21 protein-coding genes are annotated in these 20,832 nt (G+C 70.1%); 11 read left to right on the top strand and 10 right to left on the bottom strand.

Annotated features, from left to right (window positions below):
* Positions 1 to 3: 3 nt before the first annotated feature.
* The gene (locus ACFYP0_RS08170; RefSeq protein ID WP_356977922.1) at positions 4 to 1,755 is read right to left on the bottom strand and encodes an acetyl/propionyl/methylcrotonyl-CoA carboxylase subunit alpha; all 1,752 of its coding nucleotides are present in this window, start codon (positions 1,753 to 1,755) and stop codon (positions 4 to 6) included.
* Between the two features lie 150 nt (positions 1,756 to 1,905).
* On the opposite strand from ACFYP0_RS08170, the gene ACFYP0_RS08165 reads away from it, so the two are divergent.
* The 3 genes from ACFYP0_RS08165 to ACFYP0_RS08155 all read left to right on the top strand — a co-directional run bounded on the left by ACFYP0_RS08165 (position 1,906) and on the right by ACFYP0_RS08155 (position 4,372).
* Positions 1,906 to 2,517 (top strand): PadR family transcriptional regulator, encoded by a 612-nt coding sequence (locus ACFYP0_RS08165; protein WP_356978027.1) that lies wholly within the window; start codon positions 1,906 to 1,908, stop codon positions 2,515 to 2,517.
* Positions 2,518 to 2,638: 121 nt separating this feature from the next.
* Entirely contained in the window at positions 2,639 to 3,598 is a 960-nt protein-coding gene (locus ACFYP0_RS08160) for an ATP-binding cassette domain-containing protein (protein ID WP_112601935.1), read from the top strand.
* Between the two features lie 18 nt (positions 3,599 to 3,616).
* Positions 3,617 to 4,372: an ABC transporter permease gene (locus ACFYP0_RS08155; protein WP_091394415.1), complete on the top strand. Its 756-nt coding sequence runs from the start codon at positions 3,617 to 3,619 to the stop codon at positions 4,370 to 4,372.
* 98 nt (positions 4,373 to 4,470) lie between these two features.
* Here ACFYP0_RS08155 and ACFYP0_RS08150 read toward each other — a convergent pair whose 3' ends face one another.
* The 5 genes from ACFYP0_RS08150 to ACFYP0_RS08130 all read right to left on the bottom strand — a co-directional run bounded on the left by ACFYP0_RS08150 (position 4,471) and on the right by ACFYP0_RS08130 (position 9,272).
* Positions 4,471 to 5,124, bottom strand: coding sequence for an O-methyltransferase (locus ACFYP0_RS08150; protein ID WP_124858021.1), 654 nt, complete (start codon positions 5,122 to 5,124; stop codon positions 4,471 to 4,473).
* Positions 5,121 to 5,789, bottom strand: a complete 669-nt coding sequence (locus ACFYP0_RS08145; RefSeq protein ID WP_124858019.1) for a Maf family protein — start codon at positions 5,787 to 5,789, stop codon at positions 5,121 to 5,123. Before ACFYP0_RS08145 ends, ACFYP0_RS08150 begins: the two co-directional genes overlap by 4 nt.
* Positions 5,790 to 6,016: 227 nt before the next feature.
* Positions 6,017 to 7,144, bottom strand: a complete 1,128-nt coding sequence (mycP, locus tag ACFYP0_RS08140; RefSeq protein WP_386995490.1) for a type VII secretion-associated serine protease mycosin — start codon at positions 7,142 to 7,144, stop codon at positions 6,017 to 6,019.
* A gap of 1,384 nt (positions 7,145 to 8,528) precedes the next feature.
* On the bottom strand, positions 8,529 to 8,987 hold the full coding sequence (locus ACFYP0_RS08135; RefSeq protein ID WP_355493920.1) for a hypothetical protein: 459 nt from the start codon (positions 8,985 to 8,987) through the stop codon (positions 8,529 to 8,531).
* A 90-nt stretch (positions 8,988 to 9,077) separates the two neighbouring features.
* Entirely contained in the window at positions 9,078 to 9,272 is a 195-nt protein-coding gene (locus tag ACFYP0_RS08130; protein WP_355493921.1) for an acyl-CoA carboxylase subunit epsilon, read from the bottom strand.
* Positions 9,273 to 9,362: 90 nt separating this feature from the next.
* Between ACFYP0_RS08130 and ACFYP0_RS08125 the strand changes: the two genes are divergently transcribed.
* Together ACFYP0_RS08125 and ACFYP0_RS08120 are read left to right on the top strand one after the other, a co-directional pair.
* Positions 9,363 to 11,396, top strand: coding sequence for a serine/threonine-protein kinase (locus ACFYP0_RS08125; protein ID WP_356977928.1), 2,034 nt, complete (start codon positions 9,363 to 9,365; stop codon positions 11,394 to 11,396).
* 65 nt (positions 11,397 to 11,461) lie between these two features.
* On the top strand, positions 11,462 to 11,689 hold the full coding sequence (locus tag ACFYP0_RS08120) for a hypothetical protein (protein WP_356977930.1): 228 nt from the start codon (positions 11,462 to 11,464) through the stop codon (positions 11,687 to 11,689).
* 82 nt (positions 11,690 to 11,771) lie between these two features.
* On the opposite strand, the gene ACFYP0_RS08115 is transcribed toward ACFYP0_RS08120, so the two are convergent.
* Complete coding sequence (locus ACFYP0_RS08115; RefSeq protein WP_355493923.1) at positions 11,772 to 12,524, bottom strand: GH25 family lysozyme; 753 nt, start codon at positions 12,522 to 12,524, stop codon at positions 11,772 to 11,774.
* A 172-nt stretch (positions 12,525 to 12,696) separates the two neighbouring features.
* On the opposite strand from ACFYP0_RS08115, the gene ACFYP0_RS08110 reads away from it, so the two are divergent.
* The 4 genes from ACFYP0_RS08110 to ACFYP0_RS08095 all read left to right on the top strand — a co-directional run bounded on the left by ACFYP0_RS08110 (position 12,697) and on the right by ACFYP0_RS08095 (position 15,979).
* The gene (locus ACFYP0_RS08110) at positions 12,697 to 13,431 is read left to right on the top strand and encodes a M50 family metallopeptidase (protein WP_386995082.1); all 735 of its coding nucleotides are present in this window, start codon (positions 12,697 to 12,699) and stop codon (positions 13,429 to 13,431) included.
* A gap of 148 nt (positions 13,432 to 13,579) precedes the next feature.
* Entirely contained in the window at positions 13,580 to 14,563 is a 984-nt protein-coding gene (locus ACFYP0_RS08105) for a ketopantoate reductase family protein (RefSeq protein WP_356977936.1), read from the top strand.
* A 62-nt stretch (positions 14,564 to 14,625) separates the two neighbouring features.
* Positions 14,626 to 15,126: a SigE family RNA polymerase sigma factor gene (locus ACFYP0_RS08100; RefSeq protein ID WP_356977938.1), complete on the top strand. Its 501-nt coding sequence runs from the start codon at positions 14,626 to 14,628 to the stop codon at positions 15,124 to 15,126.
* Positions 15,119 to 15,979, top strand: a complete 861-nt coding sequence (locus tag ACFYP0_RS08095; protein WP_356977940.1) for a hypothetical protein — start codon at positions 15,119 to 15,121, stop codon at positions 15,977 to 15,979. The genes ACFYP0_RS08100 and ACFYP0_RS08095 overlap by 8 nt, the downstream gene beginning before the upstream one ends.
* 96 nt (positions 15,980 to 16,075) lie before the next feature.
* On the opposite strand, the gene ACFYP0_RS08090 is transcribed toward ACFYP0_RS08095, so the two are convergent.
* The gene (locus ACFYP0_RS08090; protein WP_355493927.1) at positions 16,076 to 17,659 is read right to left on the bottom strand and encodes an acyl-CoA carboxylase subunit beta; all 1,584 of its coding nucleotides are present in this window, start codon (positions 17,657 to 17,659) and stop codon (positions 16,076 to 16,078) included.
* An 84-nt stretch (positions 17,660 to 17,743) separates the two neighbouring features.
* Between ACFYP0_RS08090 and ACFYP0_RS08085 the strand changes: the two genes are divergently transcribed.
* Positions 17,744 to 18,619 (top strand): biotin--[acetyl-CoA-carboxylase] ligase, encoded by an 876-nt coding sequence (locus tag ACFYP0_RS08085; protein ID WP_124857997.1) that lies wholly within the window; start codon positions 17,744 to 17,746, stop codon positions 18,617 to 18,619.
* A gap of 194 nt (positions 18,620 to 18,813) precedes the next feature.
* Positions 18,814 to 19,386: a PH domain-containing protein gene (locus ACFYP0_RS08080; protein ID WP_355493928.1), complete on the top strand. Its 573-nt coding sequence runs from the start codon at positions 18,814 to 18,816 to the stop codon at positions 19,384 to 19,386.
* A gap of 44 nt (positions 19,387 to 19,430) precedes the next feature.
* Here ACFYP0_RS08080 and ACFYP0_RS08075 read toward each other — a convergent pair whose 3' ends face one another.
* Positions 19,431 to 20,093, bottom strand: coding sequence for a MaoC/PaaZ C-terminal domain-containing protein (locus tag ACFYP0_RS08075; protein WP_355493929.1), 663 nt, complete (start codon positions 20,091 to 20,093; stop codon positions 19,431 to 19,433).
* A complete protein-coding gene (locus ACFYP0_RS08070; RefSeq protein WP_355493930.1) occupies positions 20,090 to 20,788 on the bottom strand; it encodes a GtrA family protein in 699 nt (232 codons plus the stop codon). The genes ACFYP0_RS08075 and ACFYP0_RS08070 overlap by 4 nt, the downstream gene beginning before the upstream one ends.
* Positions 20,789 to 20,832: the final 44 nt, after the last annotated feature.

Here is a 20,832-nt window from a genome sequence, read left to right as displayed (position 1 = left end):
GGCTCAGGCGATGGTGCAGATGGGGGCACCGGCGGTGATCACGGCGCCGACCTCGGCGCTGAGGCCGCTGACCGTACCCGCCTTGTGCGCGTGCAGCGGCTGCTCCATCTTCATCGCCTCCAGCACCACGACCAGGTCGCCCTCGGCCACTGTGTCGCCGTCCGCCACCGCGATCTTGACGATGGTGCCCTGCATCGGCGAGGTGAGCGCGTCGCCGCCGACCGGAGCACCGCCCTTGGCACCGCCGCCGCGCCGGGTCGGCTTGCGGGCGGCGGGTGCCGCGGTGGTCGTACTCCCGCCGAAGCCGGCGGGGAGGCTGACCTCGATGCGCTTGCCGCCCACCTCGACCACGACGGTGTCGCGCTCGGCCGGCGCCTCGGCGGCGCCGGCGGCGGCGGTGAACGGCGGCACGGTGTTGTGGAACTCGGTCTCGATCCACCGGGTGTGCACAGTGAACGGCTCGGCGGTGAACGCCTCGTCCCGCACGACGAGCCGGTGGAACGGCAGCGCGGTGGCCATCCCGTCGAGGACCATCTCGTCCAGTGCGCGGCGGGCGCGCTCCAGCGCCTCGGTCCGCGTCTCACCGACGATGATCACTTTGGCGAGCAGTGAGTCGAAGTTGCCGCCGATCACGTCGCCGGCCGAGATGCCGGTGTCGACGCGCACACCCGGCCCGCTGGGCAGACGCAGCGCGGTGACAGTGCCGGGGGCGGGCAGGAAGTTGCGGCCCGGGTCCTCGCCGTTGATCCGGAACTCGATCGCGTGCCCGCGCGGCGTCGGGTCCTCGGTGATCCGCAGCTTCTCGCCGTCGGCGATCCGGAACTGCTCGCGGACCAGGTCGATGCCGGCGGTCTCCTCGGTGACCGGGTGCTCGACCTGGAGTCGGGTGTTGACCTCCAGGAAGGAGATGATGCCGTCGACGCCGACCAGGTATTCCACAGTGCCGGCGCCGTGGTAGCCGGCCTCGCGGCAGATCGCCTTGGCGCTGTCGTGGATCTGCGCGCGCTGGGCGTCGGTGAGGAACGGCGCGGGCGCCTCCTCGACGAGCTTCTGGTGACGCCGCTGCAACGAGCAGTCCCGGGTGCCCACCACGATCACGTTGCCGTGCTGGTCGGCGAGGACCTGCGCCTCGACGTGCCGGGGCTGGTCGAGGTACCGCTCGACGAAGCACTCGCCCCGACCGAACGCCGCGACCGCCTCCCGGGTGGCCGACTCGAACAGCTGGGGGATCTCCTCCATCGTGCGGGCAACCTTGAGGCCGCGCCCGCCGCCACCGAAGGCGGCCTTGATGGCGACCGGCAGGCCGTGGTCGACGGCGAAGGCCATCACCTCGTCCGGGCTGGCCACCGGGTCCGGGGTGCCGGGGACCAGCGGTGCGCCGGCCCGCTGGGCGATGTGCCGGGCGGTGACCTTGTCGCCCAGGTCGCGGATCGCCTGCGGGGTGGGGCCGATCCAGGTCAGCCCGGCGTCGATGACGGCCTGGGCGAAGTCGGCGTTCTCACTGAGGAAGCCATAACCCGGGTGTACGGCGTCGGCGCCGGCCCGAGCGGCGACGTCGAGCAGCTTGTCGATGCGCAGGTAGGTCTCGGTCGCGCTGTCCCCGCCGAGCGCGTACGCCTCGTCCGCGAGGGTGGCGTGCAGGGCGTCGCGGTCGGAGTCCGCGTACACGGCGACGCTGCCCAGGCCGGCGTCGCGGCACGCGCGGATCACCCGGACGGCGATCTCGCCGCGGTTGGCGATGAGTACCTTGCGCACCTTGGTGGCTCCTCCCGGGCAGGTTACTGACGGGGAGTGTATCGGCCGCCCTCGGCGGCCCTAACGATCGCTCAGTGTGGGATGCCGCACTGCACCCGCCACGGTTTAGTCAAACTTGGCTATTACGCTTATCGGGTGTCTTCGACTCGGATGATGATTCTCGGTCTGGTGCGGTGGATGCAGCCCGTGCACGGCTACGACGTGCGCCGTGAGCTGCTGAGCTGGAGCGCCGACAAGTGGGCGAACATACAGCCCGGATCGATCTATCACGCCCTGCGCAAACTCACCGAGGAGGGGCTGCTCCGCGCCGTCGCGACCGAGCAGGTGGGCGCCCGTCCGGCGCGGACCACGTACGAGGTGACGGTCAAGGGGGAGGACGAGTTCGAGACGCTGCTGCGCAACTCCTGGTGGACCATCAGCGAGCCCCCCGACCCGTTCGTGGCCGCCTTCTCCTTCCTGCCGGCCATGCCGCGCGCCGAGGCGGCCGCCGCCCTGCGTAACCGGGCCAACCTGCTGCGCGCCGGCGTCGAGTCCATGCGGGCCTCGCTGGAGTCGGACTGGGTGCGCAACCGCAAGCCGGCGCACGTGGGCTGGATGTTCGAGCTGTGGTCGGCCCGGGCGGAGGCGGAGATGACCTGGTGCGAGCGGATCGCGGAGCGGATCGATTCCGGAGTGTCGTACCTGCCTGCTGAGCTGGATGAAGCGCAGGGTTGGTCGGGGTGGCGGGACGGCGTGGAGCCGCGCGACACCGACGCGGAATAATCAACGTTGACTAAAAAAGCTATATCGCGTTAGCCTGCTGGCGGCACAGCGGGGGAGTGCGCCGTCCGGTGCCGTCCCACCCGACGGCCGGCCCGACCGGCCCGAACGACCAGGAGCAGAGATGATCGAGACCAGGGGGCTGCGGAAGTCGTTCCGCTCCCGCGCGGGTCGAGAGACGAAGACGGTGGACGCCGTGCGGGGCGTCGACCTTGACGTTGCCAAGGGCGAGATCTTCGGCTTCCTCGGCCCGAACGGCGCCGGCAAGACCACCACACTGCGGATGCTCGCGACGCTGATCGAGCCGGACGGCGGCGAGGCCACCATCGCTGGCGCCGACCTGCGCAAGGACCCGGCCGAGGTGCGCCGCCGCATCGGGTACGTCCCGCAGGGCGGCAGCACCTGGGACGAGTCCACCGCCCGCGAAGAGTTGGTGCTGCACGCCCGGATGTACGGCATCAGCAAGGCCGACGCACAGCGGCGCGCCGCCCGCGCCCTGGACGCCTTCCAGCTCACCGAGTACGCCGACCGCAAGTGCAAGACCTACTCCGGCGGCCAGCGTCGCCGGGTGGAGATCGCCCTCGGCATCATCCACGAGCCGAAGATCGTCTTCCTGGACGAGCCGACCACCGGCCTCGACCCGCAGAGCCGCGCCCACATGTGGGACGAGATCCGCCGGCTCCGCGCCGACGGAATGACCGTCTTCATCACCACGCACTACCTGGACGAGGCCGACGCGCTCTGCGACCGGATCGCGATCATGGACAACGGCGAGGTGGTCGCCGAGGGCACGCCAACCGAGCTCAAGCGGGAGATCTCCGGCGACGTGGTGCTGGTCGGCCTCGACCTGGCCGCCACCCCGCAGGCCGCCCAGACGCTCGACGGCGAGCCGTACGTCAACAAGCTGGAGACGGTCGACGAGGGCGGCCTGCGCCTCTACGTCGACGAGGGCGCCACCGCCATCCCGCAGGTGCTGCGCCGACTCGACCACGCCGGGCTGGAGCTGCGCTCGATCGAGCTGCACCGACCCAGCCTGGACGACGTCTTCCTCACCAAGACCGGCCGCTCGCTGCGCGAGTCCTGACCACCGGAGACGACTCTCATGAAATTCGCCCGTGACACGTGGCTGATCTTCCAGCGCCAGACCCAACTCCTGCTACGCAACCCGGTCTGGGTCTTCGTCGGCGTGTTCCAGCCGGTCATGTACCTGCTGCTCTTCGCCCCGCTGCTCAAGCCCGCGCTGAACGCGCCCACCCAGGCCGCCGCCTACAAGATCTTCGTACCGGGTCTGCTGGTGCTGCTGGCCATCTTCGGTGGCCTGTTCCAGGGCTTCGGCCTGATCGCCGAGCTGCGAGCAGGCGTCATCGAACGCTCCCGGGTCACCCCGATCAGCCGGCTCGCCCTGCTGCTCGGCCGCTCGCTGCGCGACGTGGTCTCGCTCATGGTGCAGGCGGTCATCATCACGCTCCTGGCGCTCATCTTCGACCTGCGGGTGTTCATCGGGGACCTGCTGCTGGCGTACCTGATGCTCGCCCTGATCGCCCTCATGACCTCGGCCGTCTCCTACGGCGTCGCCCTCAAGGTCAAGAGCGAGGACGCACTGGCCCCGCTGATGAACACCGTGGCGCAGCCGGTGCTGCTGCTCTCCGGCATCCTGCTGCCGCTGACCTTCGCACCCGGCTGGTTGCAGGGCATCGCCAACTGGAACCCGTTCTCCTGGGCGGTCGACGGCACCCGGGCGCTGTTCGCCGGTGACCTGGGCAGCGACAAGGTCTGGCAGGGCCTCAGCATCACCGCTGTCCTCGCCGCGCTGGGCGTCTACTGGGCCGCCCGCCAGTTCGCCCGCAGCGTCCGCTGACCCAGGCCTTCGCTGTTCCTTGATATTGGGGTGTCCCCTGCTGGGGACACCCCAATTACCGTGTTCGGCGGTTGCCGACGGTCAGCTGTTTTCGGCGGTCAGCGGACCCGGGCGAGGGTGAGGCCGTCCGCGATCGGCAGCATCACCGGGTCCACCCGTACGTCCGCGAGGACCTCGTCGTTGAACGCGGCGATGGCCCGGTCACCAGCGTCCTGCGGGGCGATGACCCGCCCGCCACGCAACACGTTGTCGACGGCGATCACCCCACCCGGACGCATCCGGGGCACCAGCTCCGCCCAGTAGATCGGGTAGCCGGTCTTGTCCGCGTCAATGAACGCGAAGTCCAGGTGCCGCTCGTGCGGCAACTCCCGCAGCCCGTCCGCGGCCGGGCCGATGCGCAGGTCGATCAGATCCTGCACGCCGGCCCGCGCCCAGTAGCGCCGGGCGATGCCGGTGAACTCCTCCGAGATGTCGAAGCAGGTCAGGCGCCCGTCCTCGGGCAACCCGCGGGCGATCGCCAGCGACGAGAGCCCGGTGAACGTGCCGACCTCGACGGCCTGCCGCACGCCGAGCAGCCGGGTGAGGAACGTCAGGAACGCGGCCTGCTCCGGAGCCACCTGCATGGTGGCGTGCTCGGGCAGCACCGACCGGGTCTCCTCGGCCAGGTCACGGATGATCTCGTCCGGCGGGGAGCCGTGTGCGACCAGATAGGCGTGCAGCTCGTTGGTGAGCGGGATCGACTTGGTGGTCATGACCGGACGTTACCGAGCGGCTCGACCGTTTGGCCGCCCGGCGCGACCTTCGTCCACAGGTCGGTGATCCGCAGATCCAGCTCGGCGAGGAGCCGGCGCAGCAGCGGCATCGAAAGCCCGACCACCGTCCCCGGGTCACCCTCGATCCGTTCCACGAACGGCCCACCCAGCCCGTCGATCGTGAACGCACCGGCCACCGCCAGCGGCTCACCCGTAGCCACGTACGCGGCGATCTCGTCGTCACTGACGTCGGCGAAGTGGACAGTGGTCGACGCGACCGCCTCCGCACGCCGGCCCGCAGTAACGTCGACCAGGCAGTGCCCGCTGTGCAGAACGCCGCTGCGTCCCCGCATCCGCAGCCACCGCCGGGTCGCATCAGCCGCATCCGCCGGCTTGCCGAGGATCTCCCCGTCGAAGGCGAGCACCGAGTCGCAGCCGATCACCAACGTCCGCTGATCGGCGGTCGGGTTCAGCCGGGTCAACACCGCCTGCGCCTTCAGGCGAGCCAACTCCAGGCACAACTCCTCGGCCCGCTCGGTCACCACCAGGGACTCGTCCACCCCACTGACCAGCACCTCCGGCTCGACGCCGGCAGCCTGAAGCAACTTACGACGGGCAGGGCTCGCCGAAGCGAGCACGAGGCGGAGCGGCAAAGTCTCAGACACCAGCCCGACGTTACCGCCCAACCCTCCACCAAGACCGACACCCCGCCCAGCACCCACCCGCTCGGCCGCCCGCCGTGGTGGCGGTCGGGTGGTCGGGCGGCCCGGTGGTCCGGCGGCCGGTGGTCCGGCGTCCTTGATCCACTCGACTTTCAGGAAAACGCGGTATCCCCTCGCCCCGGACACCGCAGTTTCCTGAAAGTCGAGTGGATCACCGCTTCGTTGATCGATCAGCGACTGATTCTGGGCGGCGGATCATCACCACGCCGGCGTCGCCGCGCTAAAACGGCCCACCCAACCCCGGCAGCCACGAGCACCCCGAGAGTGGCCAAGCCGCGCGCGGTCGCGCTATCGCTCTCATCACCCCGCTGAGCGCCAGCCGTCGTGGTCGGGCCAGCACCGGCCGGAGCACTCACCGATTCAAACCCCAGCGGCGGTACGTCTGCCGTCAGCGCCGCCACAAGATCGATCACTCCGTAGCCGTACTCGTCGTCACGCCCAGGAGGTCCCTTGTCGACGGCGGTGGCCGTGAGCCGGTGCGCCACCTCCCGGGCCGGCAGGTATGGGTACTTGGACCTGATCAACGCAGCCGCGCCCGCCACGATCGCCGTCGCGCTCGACGTACCAGTCCCCTTCGAGTATTTCCCGCCGTAGCTGGTGCTATAGATGTCAACCGCAGGAGCGACCACATCGATATTCGGTCCAGTGACCGAGATGGCGGCATGTTGTCCAGCGCGATCCACACCCCCAACCGCGATAACACCCTCTGCGCTTGCGGGATAGCGCACGCCCGTGTCGGAAGGTGTATTACCTGCTGCGGCAACCACTACGATGTCAGCATCCTGGGCCGCCCTGATCGCGCGCTGAAGTCGTATGCTGGCACCGGCGACCGCTGAAATGCTGATAACGTCGGCGCCCTCGGCGATGGCGAATTCAATGCCAGAGGCTAGTGCGTCCGGACTGCCCACACCATTAGGTGGAGTATCCAGGATTGGAAGGACCTTTGCTCTTGGCGCAATGCCGAGGGCGCCTTGGTTGTTCGTCCTTCCATGTGCGACGATCAGGCCAGCCATTGAAGTTCCATGACTATCCCGATCCCGGTGCCCGTCACCACTTCCGCCAGGAATAACGTCGGTCCCTGGGAGTAAGTTCCCGCGCAGGTCGGGATGGGGGTCGACTCCAGTGTCCGGCACTGCGACAATCACGCCGGACCCTTGACTGAATTTATGTACCTGCTCGATCCGTAGGAATGGTAGGTGCCATTGATCGCCTCGTATTAGGTCCGCATTTTGAGGCGGGGCGGCAAGGCTGGCAGGAAACAGGGCTCCGACCAGAGCTAGTCTGGAAAAGCCCGCCAGGGTTGACTCAATCACCTGCCGAAACCAATTGCCGGACCGGGGTCGATCGGATTGTCTCTGTCTGGTGGGCGAACCACCGGAGGGACGCCCTGGTCGGTTTCCCATGGGTTGTCCGGATCCCAGTAGCGAGAGTTTTCCTCGCCCTCTGTCCCAAGCTTTGGGCGGCCCCCGGTTCCAGGCAGACCGGGTGCACCGCCAATTGGGAAACCGTTCGCACCTCCATTGAGGCCACGTCCCCCGCCCGGCCGACTTCCAGCCGAACCGGTGGGCGCTGTCCCAGCGCCGCCGCCGCCGATGACCCCGCCTACCGGATTGACCCTTCTAGGGGTGCCAGAGTTGTTAACCGGATGGCCTGGGGCTGGTCCTGGGACGCCGCCGATTAATCCTCCGGCGGAAGGGGCCGGGCGGGCGGGCGTTGCGGGATGTGCGGTGCTTCCCTCGGTGCCCCCGCTGACTGGTTTTGACAGGCCCCCAGGTTGGGGTGTTCGCGTGGGAAGCGTTGGAGTCGCGCCAATGGAAGCAGCGGGCATCCTTGGCGTAATGCCAGGGCCAATGGCAGCTGGTGGGCCTCCCGCTCCCGGTGCTTGAACGGTTGGCGACGTCGTCCCAGCGGGCGGCGAGGAGACTCCAGCGGCCGCACCCCCGAGGACTGGACCGATCCCCGACGTCGTGAGGGCGGCGGAACTCAACCGCTGAGCACTTGCGCCACGAGGGTGAGTGGTGGAGGTGGGCAAGGGCACTGGAACTATCGGAGGAATAGCGGGTGCCAGATAACCGTCATACACATCGGGGTCGTCCGGCTGCCGCACGTTCCTGGGCGCCGCAGGTGGTTTTTGTAGGGTTGCCTGGGCTTGTTGGAGTTCGCCGCTCAGGTTGTACATCATGGATCGGGCCTGCACGTTGAGCCGTTCCAGCTCCCCATCAGCAACAGGCGGCGTAGTGGTCCGGTTGCCCATCACCGCTTTCGGGTCGGCGACCATCGACTCGTACGCCTGCTTTTGTTGGAACTTGGTCGCGTACTCCTCGTAGATCTTGCCGAGTGCGGCGCGGGTGGTGCCGATGGCCTGGGTTGCGGCGGAGAGTGCGGTGTAGTTCGCGGCGGCGGCGTCGTGGGTGCGCTGCACCTTGTCGATGAGTTCGTCGAGTTCGGCGAGGTACGTGCGGGAGGCGGCGCTGGTCTCGGGGGGCCATGCCTCGGCGAGTCCGCGTCGGTACTGCTGGAGGCGGCCGAGGTGGGTTTGCGCCAGGTCGCAGACCTTGCGCCACCCGGCGACCTGTTTCCAGTGGTTGGCGGTGTCGTGGTCCTGGAGGCAGGCCCACATGCTGTTGACGTCCATGAGGTGCCAGTCGGTGAGGCCGGAGGTGCGGCCGGTGCCCCGTTCGATCACGGCAGAACCACCGGCCCTTCGGCGTCGGGGCTGGTCGGGTCGGTCAGGGTTGGCGTCGGGCCGCTGGCGAGGACGCTGGCCGGGTTGGCGAGGGCTCGTTGCACGTCCGCCACTCGGGCGGCGGTGAAGGCGTCGCTGTCGGCGTAGTGGGTGGCGACCTGATCGGCGGCGGCGGCCAGGTGGCCGGTGGCGCCTCGGACGGCGTACACCATGTCGGCGGTGGCCTGCTGCGTCTCGTGGTGCGCGTGCAGGAAGGTGACCAACTCGATGAAGGCGTCGCAGGGGTTGGGCAGCTTCGCGGACATGTCTTCGGCGATGTACGACAGGTGCGGCGCGTAGTTGCTCTCGACCTCGGCGGCGAGCCGGTCGGCGAACTCTCTGAGCTGGCTGATGTCGGCTTCGATGCCGCCGTAACCGCGTAGCCAGGGTGCTGGCCGGTCCTCTTCGGGGATCATGGATCCTCCCTACCCGTAGCGGCACCGTTTCCCTGAGTGAGGTTAACGGCTCAACGCCACCCTGACAGCCCCCGCGCGACAGGTCTCGGGCTAGCGGGGCAGGCCGGCGGCGCGCCAGCCGCGGGAGCCGCCGGGTCGACCGCTGCGCGCCCAGGCGGATGCGGTCGCCGGGACGGGGGCGGCGGTTGGGCGGGTTCGGACGATGATCGCCCCCACCAGAGCGGCCAACTCCTCGGCGGTGGGCACGCCGCGGACGACCCGGAACAGCGGCTCTTCGGCAGACATGCCGCCAGGGTACGCGCCGCGAAGTTACCCGAAGCGCACAGTGGCGTGCCGGCGGTGTGAGCGTCAGCCGGTCCGGGTACCGTCTCACCGATGTCGAACGCGCTTCCCCAACTCGTCGCTGACCGATACCGGCTCCTGTCGCCGCTCGGCCAGGGTGGCATGGGCCGTGTGTGGAAGGCGCGCGACGAGGTGCTGCATCGGGACGTCGCCATCAAGGAGTTGGTGCCGCCGCCCGGTCTCACCGATGAGGAACGCCGCGAGATGCGCGAGCGCTCGTTGCGGGAGGCGCGGGCCATCGCCCGGCTCAACCACGCCAACGTCGTCCGCATCTTCGACGTGCTGCGCACCGACGGCGATCCGTGGATCGTCATGGAGTACGTGGCGTCGAAGTCGTTGCAGGACACTCTCGCCGAGGACGGCCCGGTGTCGGTGGCCCGCACGGTGGAGATCGGCCTGGGTGTGCTGGGTGCGCTCAGCGCCGCGCACAAGGCGGGTGTCATGCACCGCGACGTGAAGCCCGGCAACGTGTTGCTCGGCGACGACGGCCGGGTGGTGCTGACCGATTTCGGTCTCGCCACGATCCCCGGTGACCCCAACGTGACCCGCACCGGCATGGTCCTCGGCTCACCTGCGTACATCTCGCCCGAGCGCGCTCGGGACGGCACCGCCGGGCCGGAGGCCGACCTGTGGTCGCTGGGCGCGACGCTCTACGCGGCGGTCGAGGGCAAGTCGCCGTATGCCCGGCCGTCGGCGATCGGCACCCTGGCTGCGTTGGCCACCGAGCCGATTCCGCCGCCGAAGAACGCCGGTCCGCTCAAGGCCGTCCTCAACGGCCTGCTGCGCAAGGACCCGAACGAGCGGATCACCGCCGAGGTGGCGGAGCGGTTGCTGCGCCGCGCCGGCGGCAAGCGGTCGCGCGGGATCTCACTGCTTGATGGCGTACGCCGGCCTGGGCCGAACGGTCCGCGCGAGCCGCGCCTGCCGGTGGTGCCGGCCCCGCGACCGGCCGAGAGTGTCGACCGGCCGGTGTCACCGCCGCCGGTCGCTGCCCCGACGACGTCCGCCGCCACCTCCGCTGCCGCCGCGACTCCGGCCGCCGATGCCACTCCGACGGCCGTCGTCTCCTCCGGTGCGGTCGCCGACCCGACCGCGGTTGTGCCGGCTGAGCCGACCGCAGCGGCGCCGGCCGAGCCGACCGCCACGATCGACCGCCCGGCGCCGTCCGCTGCCGACCCGTCCGATGCCGAGCCGACCGCGAAGGTCACGGCCGCGCCCGACACGAGCGGCGACGGTACGACGAACGTGGACGACGAGCCGACGGTTGTCGACGGTCCGCCGGTCGCTCCGGAGCAGCGCAAGCCGACCACGCCGACGTCGCTCATGCCGCCGGTGAGTCCGGCCGGTCGCGCGGCGGTGCCGCCCTCGGACGGCACGAAGCCGAACAACACCCGACGTAACCTGCTGATCGGCGCGGTGGTCGCCCTGCTGCTGATCGGCCTCGTGGTGGTCGTGCCGATGCTGACCAAGGGTGACGGCGACAAGACCCCGCAGGCCAACCCGACCGGTGCTGCCGCGACCTCGGGGGCCGCCCCGACTTCTGCTGCGCCAGCGCCACCGCCCTCCGCCACAGGTGCTCCCAGCCCGTCGGCGTCGGCCACCCCCTCGGTCGACCCGAACGCGCTGCCAGCGGGGTGGAAGCTGCACAAGGATCCCGGAGGCTTCTCCCTGCCGATTCCCAATGGTTGGGTGCGTCGATCGGGCGGCTTCAACACTGTCGTCTTCGAGGATCCCGAAGGGCCGGGCGAGCTGCTCGTGCAGTGGACCTCGAACCCGAAGAAGGACGCCTACGCCGACTGGAAGAGCATCGAGGGCGGCCGCAAGAACGAAGTTGACAACTACCAGTATCTCGGCATCGAGCGCTGCACCTTTTGGAAGACCTGCGCGGACTGGGAGTGGCTGGAGACCCGGGACGGGGAGCGGATCCACGTCCGCAACCGCGGGTTCGTTACGGCCAAGAACCGCGGTTATGCCCTGCGGTGGGAGATCGCCCAGAAGGACTGGCAGGCCAACCTGCCGAACTTCGACCGGATCGCCAAGGGTTTCGTGCCCGACCGTCAGGACTGAAAATCCTTCGCATGACCTTGCGCCGTCGTGGGTAATTGACATTCGACGACGGAAGGAGGCGCGACATGGGTTACCGACGGAGGGACACTCGGCCCCGGCTGGCACTGTGGATGCTCGTGGCGCTCGGCGACGCGATCCTGCTGCTGGTCAGCGCGGGGGTTTCGGTGCTCATCGCACTGCTCGGCGTCGTGATCGTTGCCGGCTTTGGCGTTGCCGCCTGGCGGTTGACCCGCAGGGGCGCGCTGGCTCGTGAGGATGCTGTGGTGCCGGCCCTGAGCCGGCGGCGGGCCTGACCCGTACCCGGTGGTGTGGCGGCAGCCGGACCGATTGTCGACCGTGTGGTGACCGTCGATCCCGCTGCCGCCAACGGCGCGGTCAGGTGTTGTTGGCCAACGCGATCAGGCGGCTCCGGTCACCGTTCCAGTAGTTGCGGTCCACGTTGCCGCTGATCCCGGAGACCGCGCCGGTGCTGGTGTACTGCCAGAAGCTCCACACCGACGCACCGGCGGGCAGGGCGCCGGGTGTGCTCGACCAGCGGGCCAGCCAGAGCGGGTGGTTCGCCCACGGGCCGGTCCAGCTGCCGGTGCACTGGTTCCACCAGCTGGTGGTGGTGTAGATGACCGCGTACCGGCCGGTGCGGGAGCGGTAGGTGTTCAGGAAGTCCTGCACCCAGTTGCGCATCCCGGTCGTGCTGAGCCCGTAGCAGTAGCCGCCGGCGTACGGGTTGCCCTCGATGTCCAGCGCCGCCGGCAGGGTGCGGCTGTCCGCCGACCAGGCGCCGCCGTTGGAGGCCAGGTAGTTGGCCTGGGTGGAGCCGGCGGAGATGTTCGGGCGGGCGAAGTGGTACGCCCCGCGGATCACCCCGGCGTTGTACGAGTTGACGTAGTTGGCGTTGAAGTTCGGGTCCTTGTAGCTGGTGCCCTCGGTCGCCTTGATGAAGGCGAACTGGATGCCCGCGTTGCGGACGCTGGTCCAGTTGATGGTGCCCTGGTAGCGGGAGACGTCGACACCGGGTGTGGTGGCGGCGGCCGCCGGTCCGGCGGTCGCGACCAGGGCCGCCGCCGCGGTGGCGAGGACGGTGAGGCCGGCCGCGAGCGCGCGGCGCAGCGATGATCGGGTACGGGTCATGAATGCCTCCAAGAGGATCGCTCTATCGACAATCATCTTTGGAGCTAAGTGCCCTAGATCGCAAGGGTGGCTGAATAAAAGCTTCAACGGCGGGTGTCAGTCACCCCGCTGGCCGACATGCGAGCCGGTGCCTCGGGAGCGACACGGAACGCCGCCGGTAGGCTCGCGCCCCATGATGTCGATCGACGGGCTGGGCGACCTGTGGGACACGCTGTTCGGCGCGCAGCCGGACCCGCCCGCGCTGCTGGTGCTGATCACCGGGGTCGTAGCGCTGGTGGTGGTCTCCACCCGGCTGCCGTGGCGGATCGCCCGTAACGCCATCACCATCGCGCACGAGGGCGGGCACGCCCTGGTCGCCCTGCTCACCGGCCGTAAGCTGCGCGGCATCCGGCTGCACTCGGACACGTCCGGGCTGACGCTCTCCGCCGGCCGCCCCACCGGGCCGGGCATGATCCTCACCCTGCTCGCCGGATATGTCGCACCGCCGCTGGTCGGGCTGGCCGGCGCCTGGCTGCTCGGTGGTAACCGGATCACCCTGCTGCTCTGGGTGGCCGTGGCGCTGCTGCTGGCCATGCTCGTCATGATCCGCAACGCCTTCGGCGTGGTGTCGTTGCTGATCACCGGGGCGCTGGTGTTCGCCGTCTCGTGGTACGCGACGCCGCAGGTCCAGGCCGCGTTCGCGTACACCGGGGTGTGGTTTCTGCTGCTCGGTGGGGTGCGGCCGGTGGTCGAGCTGCAACGGCTGCGTTCGCGGGGCCGGATGCCCGCCTCCGACGCCGACCAGCTCGCCGGGCTCACCCCGTTTCCGCCGCTCTTCTGGGTGGGTGTCTTCGCCCTGGTCAACCTCGCGGCGTTGGTCGCCGGCGCGCTCCTGCTCACCGGCCCGTTCCTCCCCGCGTCGTCCTAGCCGCCTCTCTCCGGCGATCATGGAGTTGTGGTGGGCCGTAAAAGCGGCAACCCGCTCACAATCGGGCACCATAAGTCCATGATCGACGGCGGGTGGGGTGGTTCAGCCGTGCGCGGGCTGGAGAGGCGCGGGCGGGCAGAATGAGGCAATGCGATACGTGATCATCGGCGCGGGTGCGGTCGGCGGGACCATCGGCGTACGGCTGGCCCAGGCCGATCGGGACGTGACAGTGGTGGCCCGCGGTGCCCACCTGGACGCGATCCGCGCGCGGGGTCTGACCCTGCGGCAGCCCGACGGTGAGGTCACCGCCCGGCTCGCGGCGGTGGACCGGCCCACGGACGAGCCGCTGCCAGCGGACACCGTGCTGATCCTCACCGTGAAGTCGCAGGACACCGCCGGGGCGTTGGCCGCGTGGGTGGACGCGCCGGTGGTCGGCGGCGGCACTGCGGGCGAACGTCTGCCGCTGGTGACCGCGCAGAACGGGGTGGCCAACGAGCGGGCCGCGCTGCGCCTCTTCGCCGACGTGCACCCGGTCTGCGTCTGGCTGCCGGCCACCCACCTGGACCCGGGTGTGGTGGTCGCCAACGGGTACCCGCATCCCGGGATGCTCCACATCGGTCGGTACCCGGGGGGCGCCGACGACACCGACCGGGCGATCGCCGCCGACCTGACCGCCGCCGGCTTCGTCGCCCCGGTCCGCACCGATGTGCTGCGCTGGAAGTACGGCAAGCTGCTCAGCAACCTCGGCAACGGCCTACAGGCGTTGCTCGGCCGGGACATCCCGGACGCGCTGGTCGAACGGGTACGCGCCGAGGGCGTCGCCGCGCTCGCCGCCGCCGGCATCGCGCACACCTCGCCGGAGGAGGAGAAGGCCGAACGCGGCGACCTGGTGGGGCAGCGCCCGGTCGACGGCGAGGAGCGCTCCGGCGGCTCCACCTGGCAGAGCCTGGCCCGGGGCACCGGCTCGACCGAGGTCGACCACCTCAACGGCGAGATCGCGTTGCTCGGCCGGTTGCACGGCGTACCGACGCCGGTCAACGTCGCGGTGCAGCGGGCCGTACGCCGGGCGGTCCGGGAGCGAACCGGGGCCGGGGCGTTCCCGCTCACCGAATTGCAGAAGATGATCACCTGACCGGGGCAACCGACGACCCCGCCCGGTGCGTGTTCCCAGCGACCGACACGGGGAGGTAGCGGGTGCCGGACGTCGACGGGTTCGACGAGTTCTACCGGGGGAGTCGGCAACGACTCCTCGGGTTCGTCTACGCCCTCACCGGCGATCGGGGTGAGGCGCAGGACGCCGTGCAGGAGGCGTACGTCCGGGCGTGGCAGCGCTGGTCGACGGTCGGCGCGTACGACGACCCGGAGGCGTGGGTGCGGGTGGTGGCCAGCCGGATCGCCGTCAGCCGGTGGCGCAGCCTGCGTAGCCGCGCCCGCGCCTACCTGCGACACGGGGCCACCGAGACCGTTCCCGGGCCGGGCACCGACACCGTCGCGGTGGTCGCCGCCCTGCGTCGACTGCCCGAGGAGCAACGCGTCGCCATCGCCCTCTACTACCTGGTAGGCATGCCGGTCGCCGAGGTCGCGCGGGAGACCGCGGCCCCGGTGGGCACCGTCAAGGCCCGTCTCTCCCGGGGGCGTACCGCGCTCGCCGGCCTGCTCGCCGTCTCTGATCTGGAGGAGGCCACCGATGCGTGACGACCCGACGTTCGTCGAACAGATCCAGCAGGACCTGCGGGACGTGCGGTGGCTCGGCCCGGAGGAGATCCGCTCCCGGGCCCGCCGCCGCGGCCAGCGCAAGGTCGTGGTGGCCACGGTCGTGCTGGCCCTCGCCGGGGTCTCCGCCGTGGCGGTCGCCGCCCCGAGGAAGTCTCCGCCGCCGGTCCTGCCGGCCGCCGCGCCCTCCGCCTCGCCGACCCGGCACGAGATCACCACCGACGCCCTGTTGCAGCCAGCCGACCTGCCGCAGCAGGTCGATGTGCAGCTCAGCCAATCGGGGCTGGGCGAGCCGGTCCTGCTGGACCACATGCTCGGCTACTGCCGGACGAGCCAGGGACGGTCGGAGGGTTGGCAGACGTCGATCCTGTCTCGTTCACAGACGTTTGTGCCCAAGCGCGCTGCGCCGATCCTCACCCAGTCGGATGGTCTGGTCACGCAGGATCTCTTCCGACTGGTGCCCGAGACGGCCCGACAGATCTTCGCCAGTCTGGACGACCTGGTCGCTCCGTGTACCGAATGGCTGAGCGTTGGGCCGATCCTGACGGCAGGGGGGACCCGCACGGGGGAAGCACTGCACCGGTGGTCGGTGGTGCAGCGAGGCTTCGCCGGTGACGACGCCGCCATCCTGCGGGACTCACTCACCGTCACCCGGGACCTGGAGACCGGGCAGCCGCTGGGCGACCAACCGTCGCCGATCCTGGTGGCGGTCGTCCGGGTCGGCGACACCGTCTCGGTACTCCGCCTAGGCTACGACGGCACCGAGGCCGAACTCGTGCAGCTCGCAGTGGCGGCGGCGGCCCGGATGTGCGCCGCCGCCAACCCACCCTGCTGACGCGCCAGGGGCGATGATCCGCACAACATCTGTTGCTGCCTCCTGTCGCCCGGAGGCAGCACTTTCCCCGAAGTTGCGCGGATCAAGGCGGCGAGTTCAGAGCGGGATGTTGCCGTGCTTCTTGGGCGGCAGGGTCTCCCGCTTGGTACGCAGGACGCGCAGCGCCCGGACGATCTGGGTGCGCGTCTCGTGCGGCGGGATCACCGAGTCGATGTACCCGCGCTCGGCGGCCACGTACGGGTTGGCCAGGGTGTCCTCGTACTCGGCGATCTTCTCGGCCCGGACCGCCGCCGGGTCCTCGGCCCCGGCCAGCTCGGAACGGTAGAGGATGTTCACCGCGCCCTGCGCCCCCATCACCGCGATCTGCGCGGTCGGCCAGGCGAAGTTCAGGTCCGCACCGAGGTGCTTGGAGCCCATCACGTCGTACGCCCCGCCGTACGCCTTGCGGGTGATCACGGTGACCTTGGGGACGGTCGCCTCGGCGTACGCGTAGATGAGCTTCGCGCCCCGGCGGATGATGCCGTCCCACTCCTGACCGGTGCCGGGCAGGAAGCCGGGCACGTCCACGAAGGTCAGCACCGGGATGTTGAACGCGTCGCAGGTGCGAACGAAGCGGGCGGCCTTCTCCGAGGCGGCAATGTCCAAGGTGCCGGCGAAGTGCATCGGCTGGTTGGCCACCACACCGACCGGTCGCCCCTCGACCCGGCCGTAGCCGACCACGATGTTCTGCGCGTAGAGCGGCTGGACCTCCAGGAACTCCCCGTCGTCGAGGACGTGTTCGATCACCGTGTGGATGTCGTACGGCTGGTTGGCCGAGTCCGGGATGAGGGTGTCCAGTTCCCGGTCCTCGTCATTGACCTCAAGCGAAGCGGGGGCGTCGACCACGACCGGCTCGTCGAGGTTGTTCGACGGCAGGTACGACAGCAGGGCCTTGACGTAGTCGACCGCGTCCTCCTCGTCGCTGGCGAGGTAGTGCGCGTTGCCGCTGCGGGAGTTGTGCGTACGCGCGCCGCCCAGCTCCTCCATGCCGACGTCTTCGCCCGTCACCGTCTTGATCACGTCGGGGCCGGTGATGAACATGTGCGAGGTCTGGTCGACCATCACGGTGAAGTCGGTGACCGCCGGGGAGTAGACCGCGCCGCCGGCACAGGGCCCCATCACCAGCGAGATCTGCGGGATGACGCCGGACGCCCGCACGTTGCGGAAGAAGATCTCGCCGTAGAGGCCGAGCGAGACGACGCCCTCCTGGATTCGCGCGCCGCCGGAGTCGTTGATGCCGACCACCGGGCAGCCGATCTTCATGGCCAGGTCCATCACCTTGACGATCTTCTCGCCGAAGACCTCACCGAGTGAGCCGCCGAAGACCGTGAAGTCCTGCGCGAAGACGCACACCTGCCGGCCGTCCACCGTGCCGTAGCCGGTGACCACACCATCGCCGTACGGGCGGTTCCGCTCCAGCCCGAAGGCCGTGGACCGGTGCCGGGCCAGCTCGTCGAGCTCGACGAAGGAGCCCTCGTCGAGCAGCATCTCGATCCGCTCGCGGGCGGTCTTCTTGCCGCGCGCGTGCTGCTTCTCCACGGCGCGGGCCGACCCGGCGTGCACCGCCTCGTCGACCCGGCGCTCCAGGTCCGCCAGCTTGCCCGCGGTGCTGTGCATGTTGGTCCCGGTCTCGGTAGTCACCCAGGGAATATAACGATGGTTCAGGTGGGTGCCGCTGTGCAGTACGCCTCAGTGTCGACCGGAGCACCGCCGTAGGCTGGCGGAATGTCGGGCTCCCCGTACACGAATCTGGACCGGCCGCCGCTGTCGGCGGCCCGGCTGCGCCGTGCGTTGACCGCGCCGAACGGGCCGTGGGCCCGGTTGGAGCTGCGTGCCGAGACCGGCTCCACGAACGCCGACGTGGCCGAGGCCGCCCGGGCCGACGAGCCCGAGGGCCTGGTCGTGGTCGCCGAGCGGCAGACCGAGGGGCGCGGCCGGCGCGGTCGGGTCTGGCAGTCGCCGGCACGGGCCGGCATCGCGACGAGCGTCCTGCTGCGGCCCGGCGAGGCCGTGCCGGACCGCGGCTGGCTGCCGGCGACACCCACGGGGTACGGGTGGCTACCGTTGCTGGCCGGCGTGGCGCTGGTCGAGGCGGTGGCCCGGCTGGCCGAGCTGGAAGCCACCCTCAAGTGGCCGAACGACCTGCTGATCGACGACGCGAAGTGCGCGGGCGTGCTGGCCGAGGCGGTGCCCGGACGGGCGTCGGACCAACCGCCGGCGATCGTGCTGGGCATCGGGCTCAACGTGACGTTGCGCGCCGACGAGCTGCCGGTGAATCCGACCGGGCTGCCGGCCACCTCACTCCAGCTGGCCGGCGCGGTGGCCACCGATCGGGATCCGCTGCTGCGGGCATTGCTGCGGGCGGTCGCCGACTGGTACGACCGTTGGCGTTCGGCGGGCGGCGACGCGGTGGCCAGCGGCCTGCGCGACGCCTACCTGGCGGCCTGCGCGACGATCGGCCGCGAGGTACGCGTTCTGCTCCCCAACGGCGACTCCCTGACCGGCACCGCCACCGGGGTGGACCCGGACGGCCAACTGATGGTCACCACGTCGACCGGTGCCCGAACCCTGGCCGCCGGCGACGTCCTGCACCTCCGCTAATACCCCACCCCGCCCCACCCCCGCCCCGCCCCCGCGATCTTGCAGTTTCTGTCGCGGCTAGTCGGGCGAAAGCCGCGCAACGGCGACCGAAAGTGCAAGATCGCGGACAACGGGTGGGGCCGCGTGGCGGATGTTGTGCGAGGGCTTGGGGGGTTTACCGTCTGCGCGTCTAGAAAATCGCGTTGGAGGTTCCCGTGGCGTTTCCTGAAGACGTGCTCACCGAGGACGAGCACGTCGTGCTGCACCTGCATCCGCACTGGAAGGCGTTGATCCGGCCGATCGCGGTGCTGGTGCTGGCCATCGCCGCGGTGGTGGTCGGCGTGCTCCTGTTGCCCGAGAGTGGCGGCGGTTCGATCGTGCTGGCCGTGATCGGGGCGATCGCCCTGGTCGCGGTGCTCTGGCTCGGCCTGTGGCCGTTCCTGGTCTGGCGCACCACCCACTACCTGTTCACGAACGAGCGAGTCCTGCTTCAGCAGGGTGTGTTCTCTCGGGACCGGCGGGACCTCCCGCTCGCCCGGGTCAACGATCACTCGATGAACCAGCGTTTCGTCGAGCGTCTGCTCGGCTGCGGGACGCTCACCATCGAGTCGGCGGGTGAGCGCGGCCAGTCGGTGCTCCACGACGTGCCGGACGTCGGACGGGTGCAGACCACCCTGTACGAGCTGGTCGAGGCACAGCACGACAAGCACTCGCTGGGCGATGGCGAGATGCGCGACATGCTCGCCGACATGCAGGACGGCAAGCCGCTGCGCGACACCACTACCTGAACCGGACGGTGGGGACCCGCCCCTGCCGCACTGTCGGGGGCGGGTCAGTCGGGTCGTTGAGCCTCGGGTGAGCCGCTGCTCTCCGTCAGGTCGGCGTCGGTCGACCCGACGGTGGACGGGTCCGCTGCGGTCGGGCCGCTGTCCGGCTGGTCAGCTCCGCGCTGGTCCGCGTCGGTCGGGGCGGCTTCGGCTTCGGCGGGGTCGGCCTCGACCGGTCGGACGGCGAACCAGCCACGGAAGCGGGTTCGCAGCACCTCCTGCTCGGGCCGGTCGTCCGGGCCGAGGCGCAGCATGGTGCCGGTGAGGCTGACGGTGCCGAGCCCGGGGCGGGCGGTCGACGGCCGGGCACCCATCACGTCGACCCGGACCGCGAGCCGGTCGCCGGCCCGCACCGGGGCGAGCCAACGCAGCTCCTCCAGGCCGGGGGACGCGTCCGCGGCGGCCCGGGACAGCAGGTGGTCGACGTACGCGCGCATGAACAGGCTGACCGTGTAGAAGCCGCTGGCGATCAGACCACCGTGTCGGCTCTCAGCGGCCAGGTCGGGGTCGACGTGGTACCACTGCGGGTCGAAGCGGCGGGCGAAGGCGACCATCTCGTCGGCGTCCACGGTGACCACGCCGAGGTCGACGGTGAGCCCCGGGACGAGATCCTCGAAGAACAGCTCGGCCGGCCGCCCCGTGCCGGAGCGGGCGTCGGGGGTCGTCACCGGCGGGGCGCGCGGCGGGTGCTGACGTGCAGCTCCGCGGCGAGTTCCGCGTCCAGGTCGACGGCGGGGCTGACGCTCAACTGCGGGGGCCGGCCCTGAGCCGGTGCGCCGGCTGGGGAGTCGAGGCGTTCCGCCTCCTCCAGCTCGGACACCGATTCCGCCAACTCGGCGACCGGGTCCATCTCCGCCATGGTGTCCCACTCGTCGCGCGGAATGTCGTGCCAGGTGGAGTCGGGCTTCGCGGCCTCGTCCTCGGCCGGTGCGACGGGCTGGAAGACGAAGGTGCGGTATGACCAGAATCGGAACAGCGTGGCCAGCAGGACGCCGACGGTCTTGGCCAGATTCAGCGCCAGCAGGCCGTGTACGCCGAGACCGTACTTGGCCGCCGCCACGGCCCCCAGCTCAATGAGCAGGCCGGCGCCATTGAAAAGGAAGAAAAGGAGATATTCCCGGCGAAGTGCCGATTTCGGGCGATCGCGGTACGTCCAATGCCGATTCATGAGGTACGACGTGATGGTCGCGACGATCGTCGCGATCACGGTCGCCTTCAACTGACCGTTGACGAAAACGGTCAGTGCAAGGGCATTGAACACCGCGTAATTGATGACGGTGTTGATGCCGCCGACGATGCCGAACTTGAGCGCCTCGTGGATGAACTTCTGCCAGCGCTCAGGCAGCAGGCGGACAAGACGCATGCGAAACACCTTAGGGCAGTCGGTGCGGCCGGCGATCACCGGCC

It is taken from the genome of Micromonospora arida, assembly GCF_042873195.1.
Lineage (GTDB): Bacteria > Actinomycetota > Actinomycetes > Mycobacteriales > Micromonosporaceae > Micromonospora > Micromonospora arida.
The sequence above is the reverse complement of the archived record's forward strand: the minus strand, read 5'-3'. Positions and strand labels throughout refer to the sequence as shown.

What these genes read in the sequence shown, in the direction of transcription:
- ACFYP0_RS08155 (WP_091394415.1), top strand. Translation starts at nt 3,617, where the DNA reads ATGAAATTCGCCCGTGACACGTGGCTGATCTTCCAGCGCCAGACCCAA.
- ACFYP0_RS08125 (WP_356977928.1), top strand. Translation starts at nt 9,363, where the DNA reads ATGTCGAACGCGCTTCCCCAACTCGTCGCTGACCGATACCGGCTCCTG.
- ACFYP0_RS08070 (WP_355493930.1), bottom strand. Translation starts at nt 20,788, where the DNA reads ATGCGTCTTGTCCGCCTGCTGCCTGAGCGCTGGCAGAAGTTCATCCAC.
- ACFYP0_RS08095 (WP_356977940.1), top strand. Translation starts at nt 15,119, where the DNA reads ATGCGTGACGACCCGACGTTCGTCGAACAGATCCAGCAGGACCTGCGG.
- ACFYP0_RS08130 (WP_355493921.1), bottom strand. Translation starts at nt 9,272, where the DNA reads ATGTCTGCCGAAGAGCCGCTGTTCCGGGTCGTCCGCGGCGTGCCCACC.
- ACFYP0_RS08135 (WP_355493920.1), bottom strand. Translation starts at nt 8,987, where the DNA reads ATGATCCCCGAAGAGGACCGGCCAGCACCCTGGCTACGCGGTTACGGC.
- ACFYP0_RS08105 (WP_356977936.1), top strand. Translation starts at nt 13,580, where the DNA reads ATGCGATACGTGATCATCGGCGCGGGTGCGGTCGGCGGGACCATCGGC.
- ACFYP0_RS08150 (WP_124858021.1), bottom strand. Translation starts at nt 5,124, where the DNA reads ATGACCACCAAGTCGATCCCGCTCACCAACGAGCTGCACGCCTATCTG.
- ACFYP0_RS08085 (WP_124857997.1), top strand. Translation starts at nt 17,744, where the DNA reads ATGTCGGGCTCCCCGTACACGAATCTGGACCGGCCGCCGCTGTCGGCG.
- ACFYP0_RS08160 (WP_112601935.1), top strand. Translation starts at nt 2,639, where the DNA reads ATGATCGAGACCAGGGGGCTGCGGAAGTCGTTCCGCTCCCGCGCGGGT.
- ACFYP0_RS08120 (WP_356977930.1), top strand. Translation starts at nt 11,462, where the DNA reads ATGGGTTACCGACGGAGGGACACTCGGCCCCGGCTGGCACTGTGGATG.
- ACFYP0_RS08165 (WP_356978027.1), top strand. Translation starts at nt 1,906, where the DNA reads ATGATGATTCTCGGTCTGGTGCGGTGGATGCAGCCCGTGCACGGCTAC.
- ACFYP0_RS08115 (WP_355493923.1), bottom strand. Translation starts at nt 12,524, where the DNA reads ATGACCCGTACCCGATCATCGCTGCGCCGCGCGCTCGCGGCCGGCCTC.
- ACFYP0_RS08110 (WP_386995082.1), top strand. Translation starts at nt 12,697, where the DNA reads ATGATGTCGATCGACGGGCTGGGCGACCTGTGGGACACGCTGTTCGGC.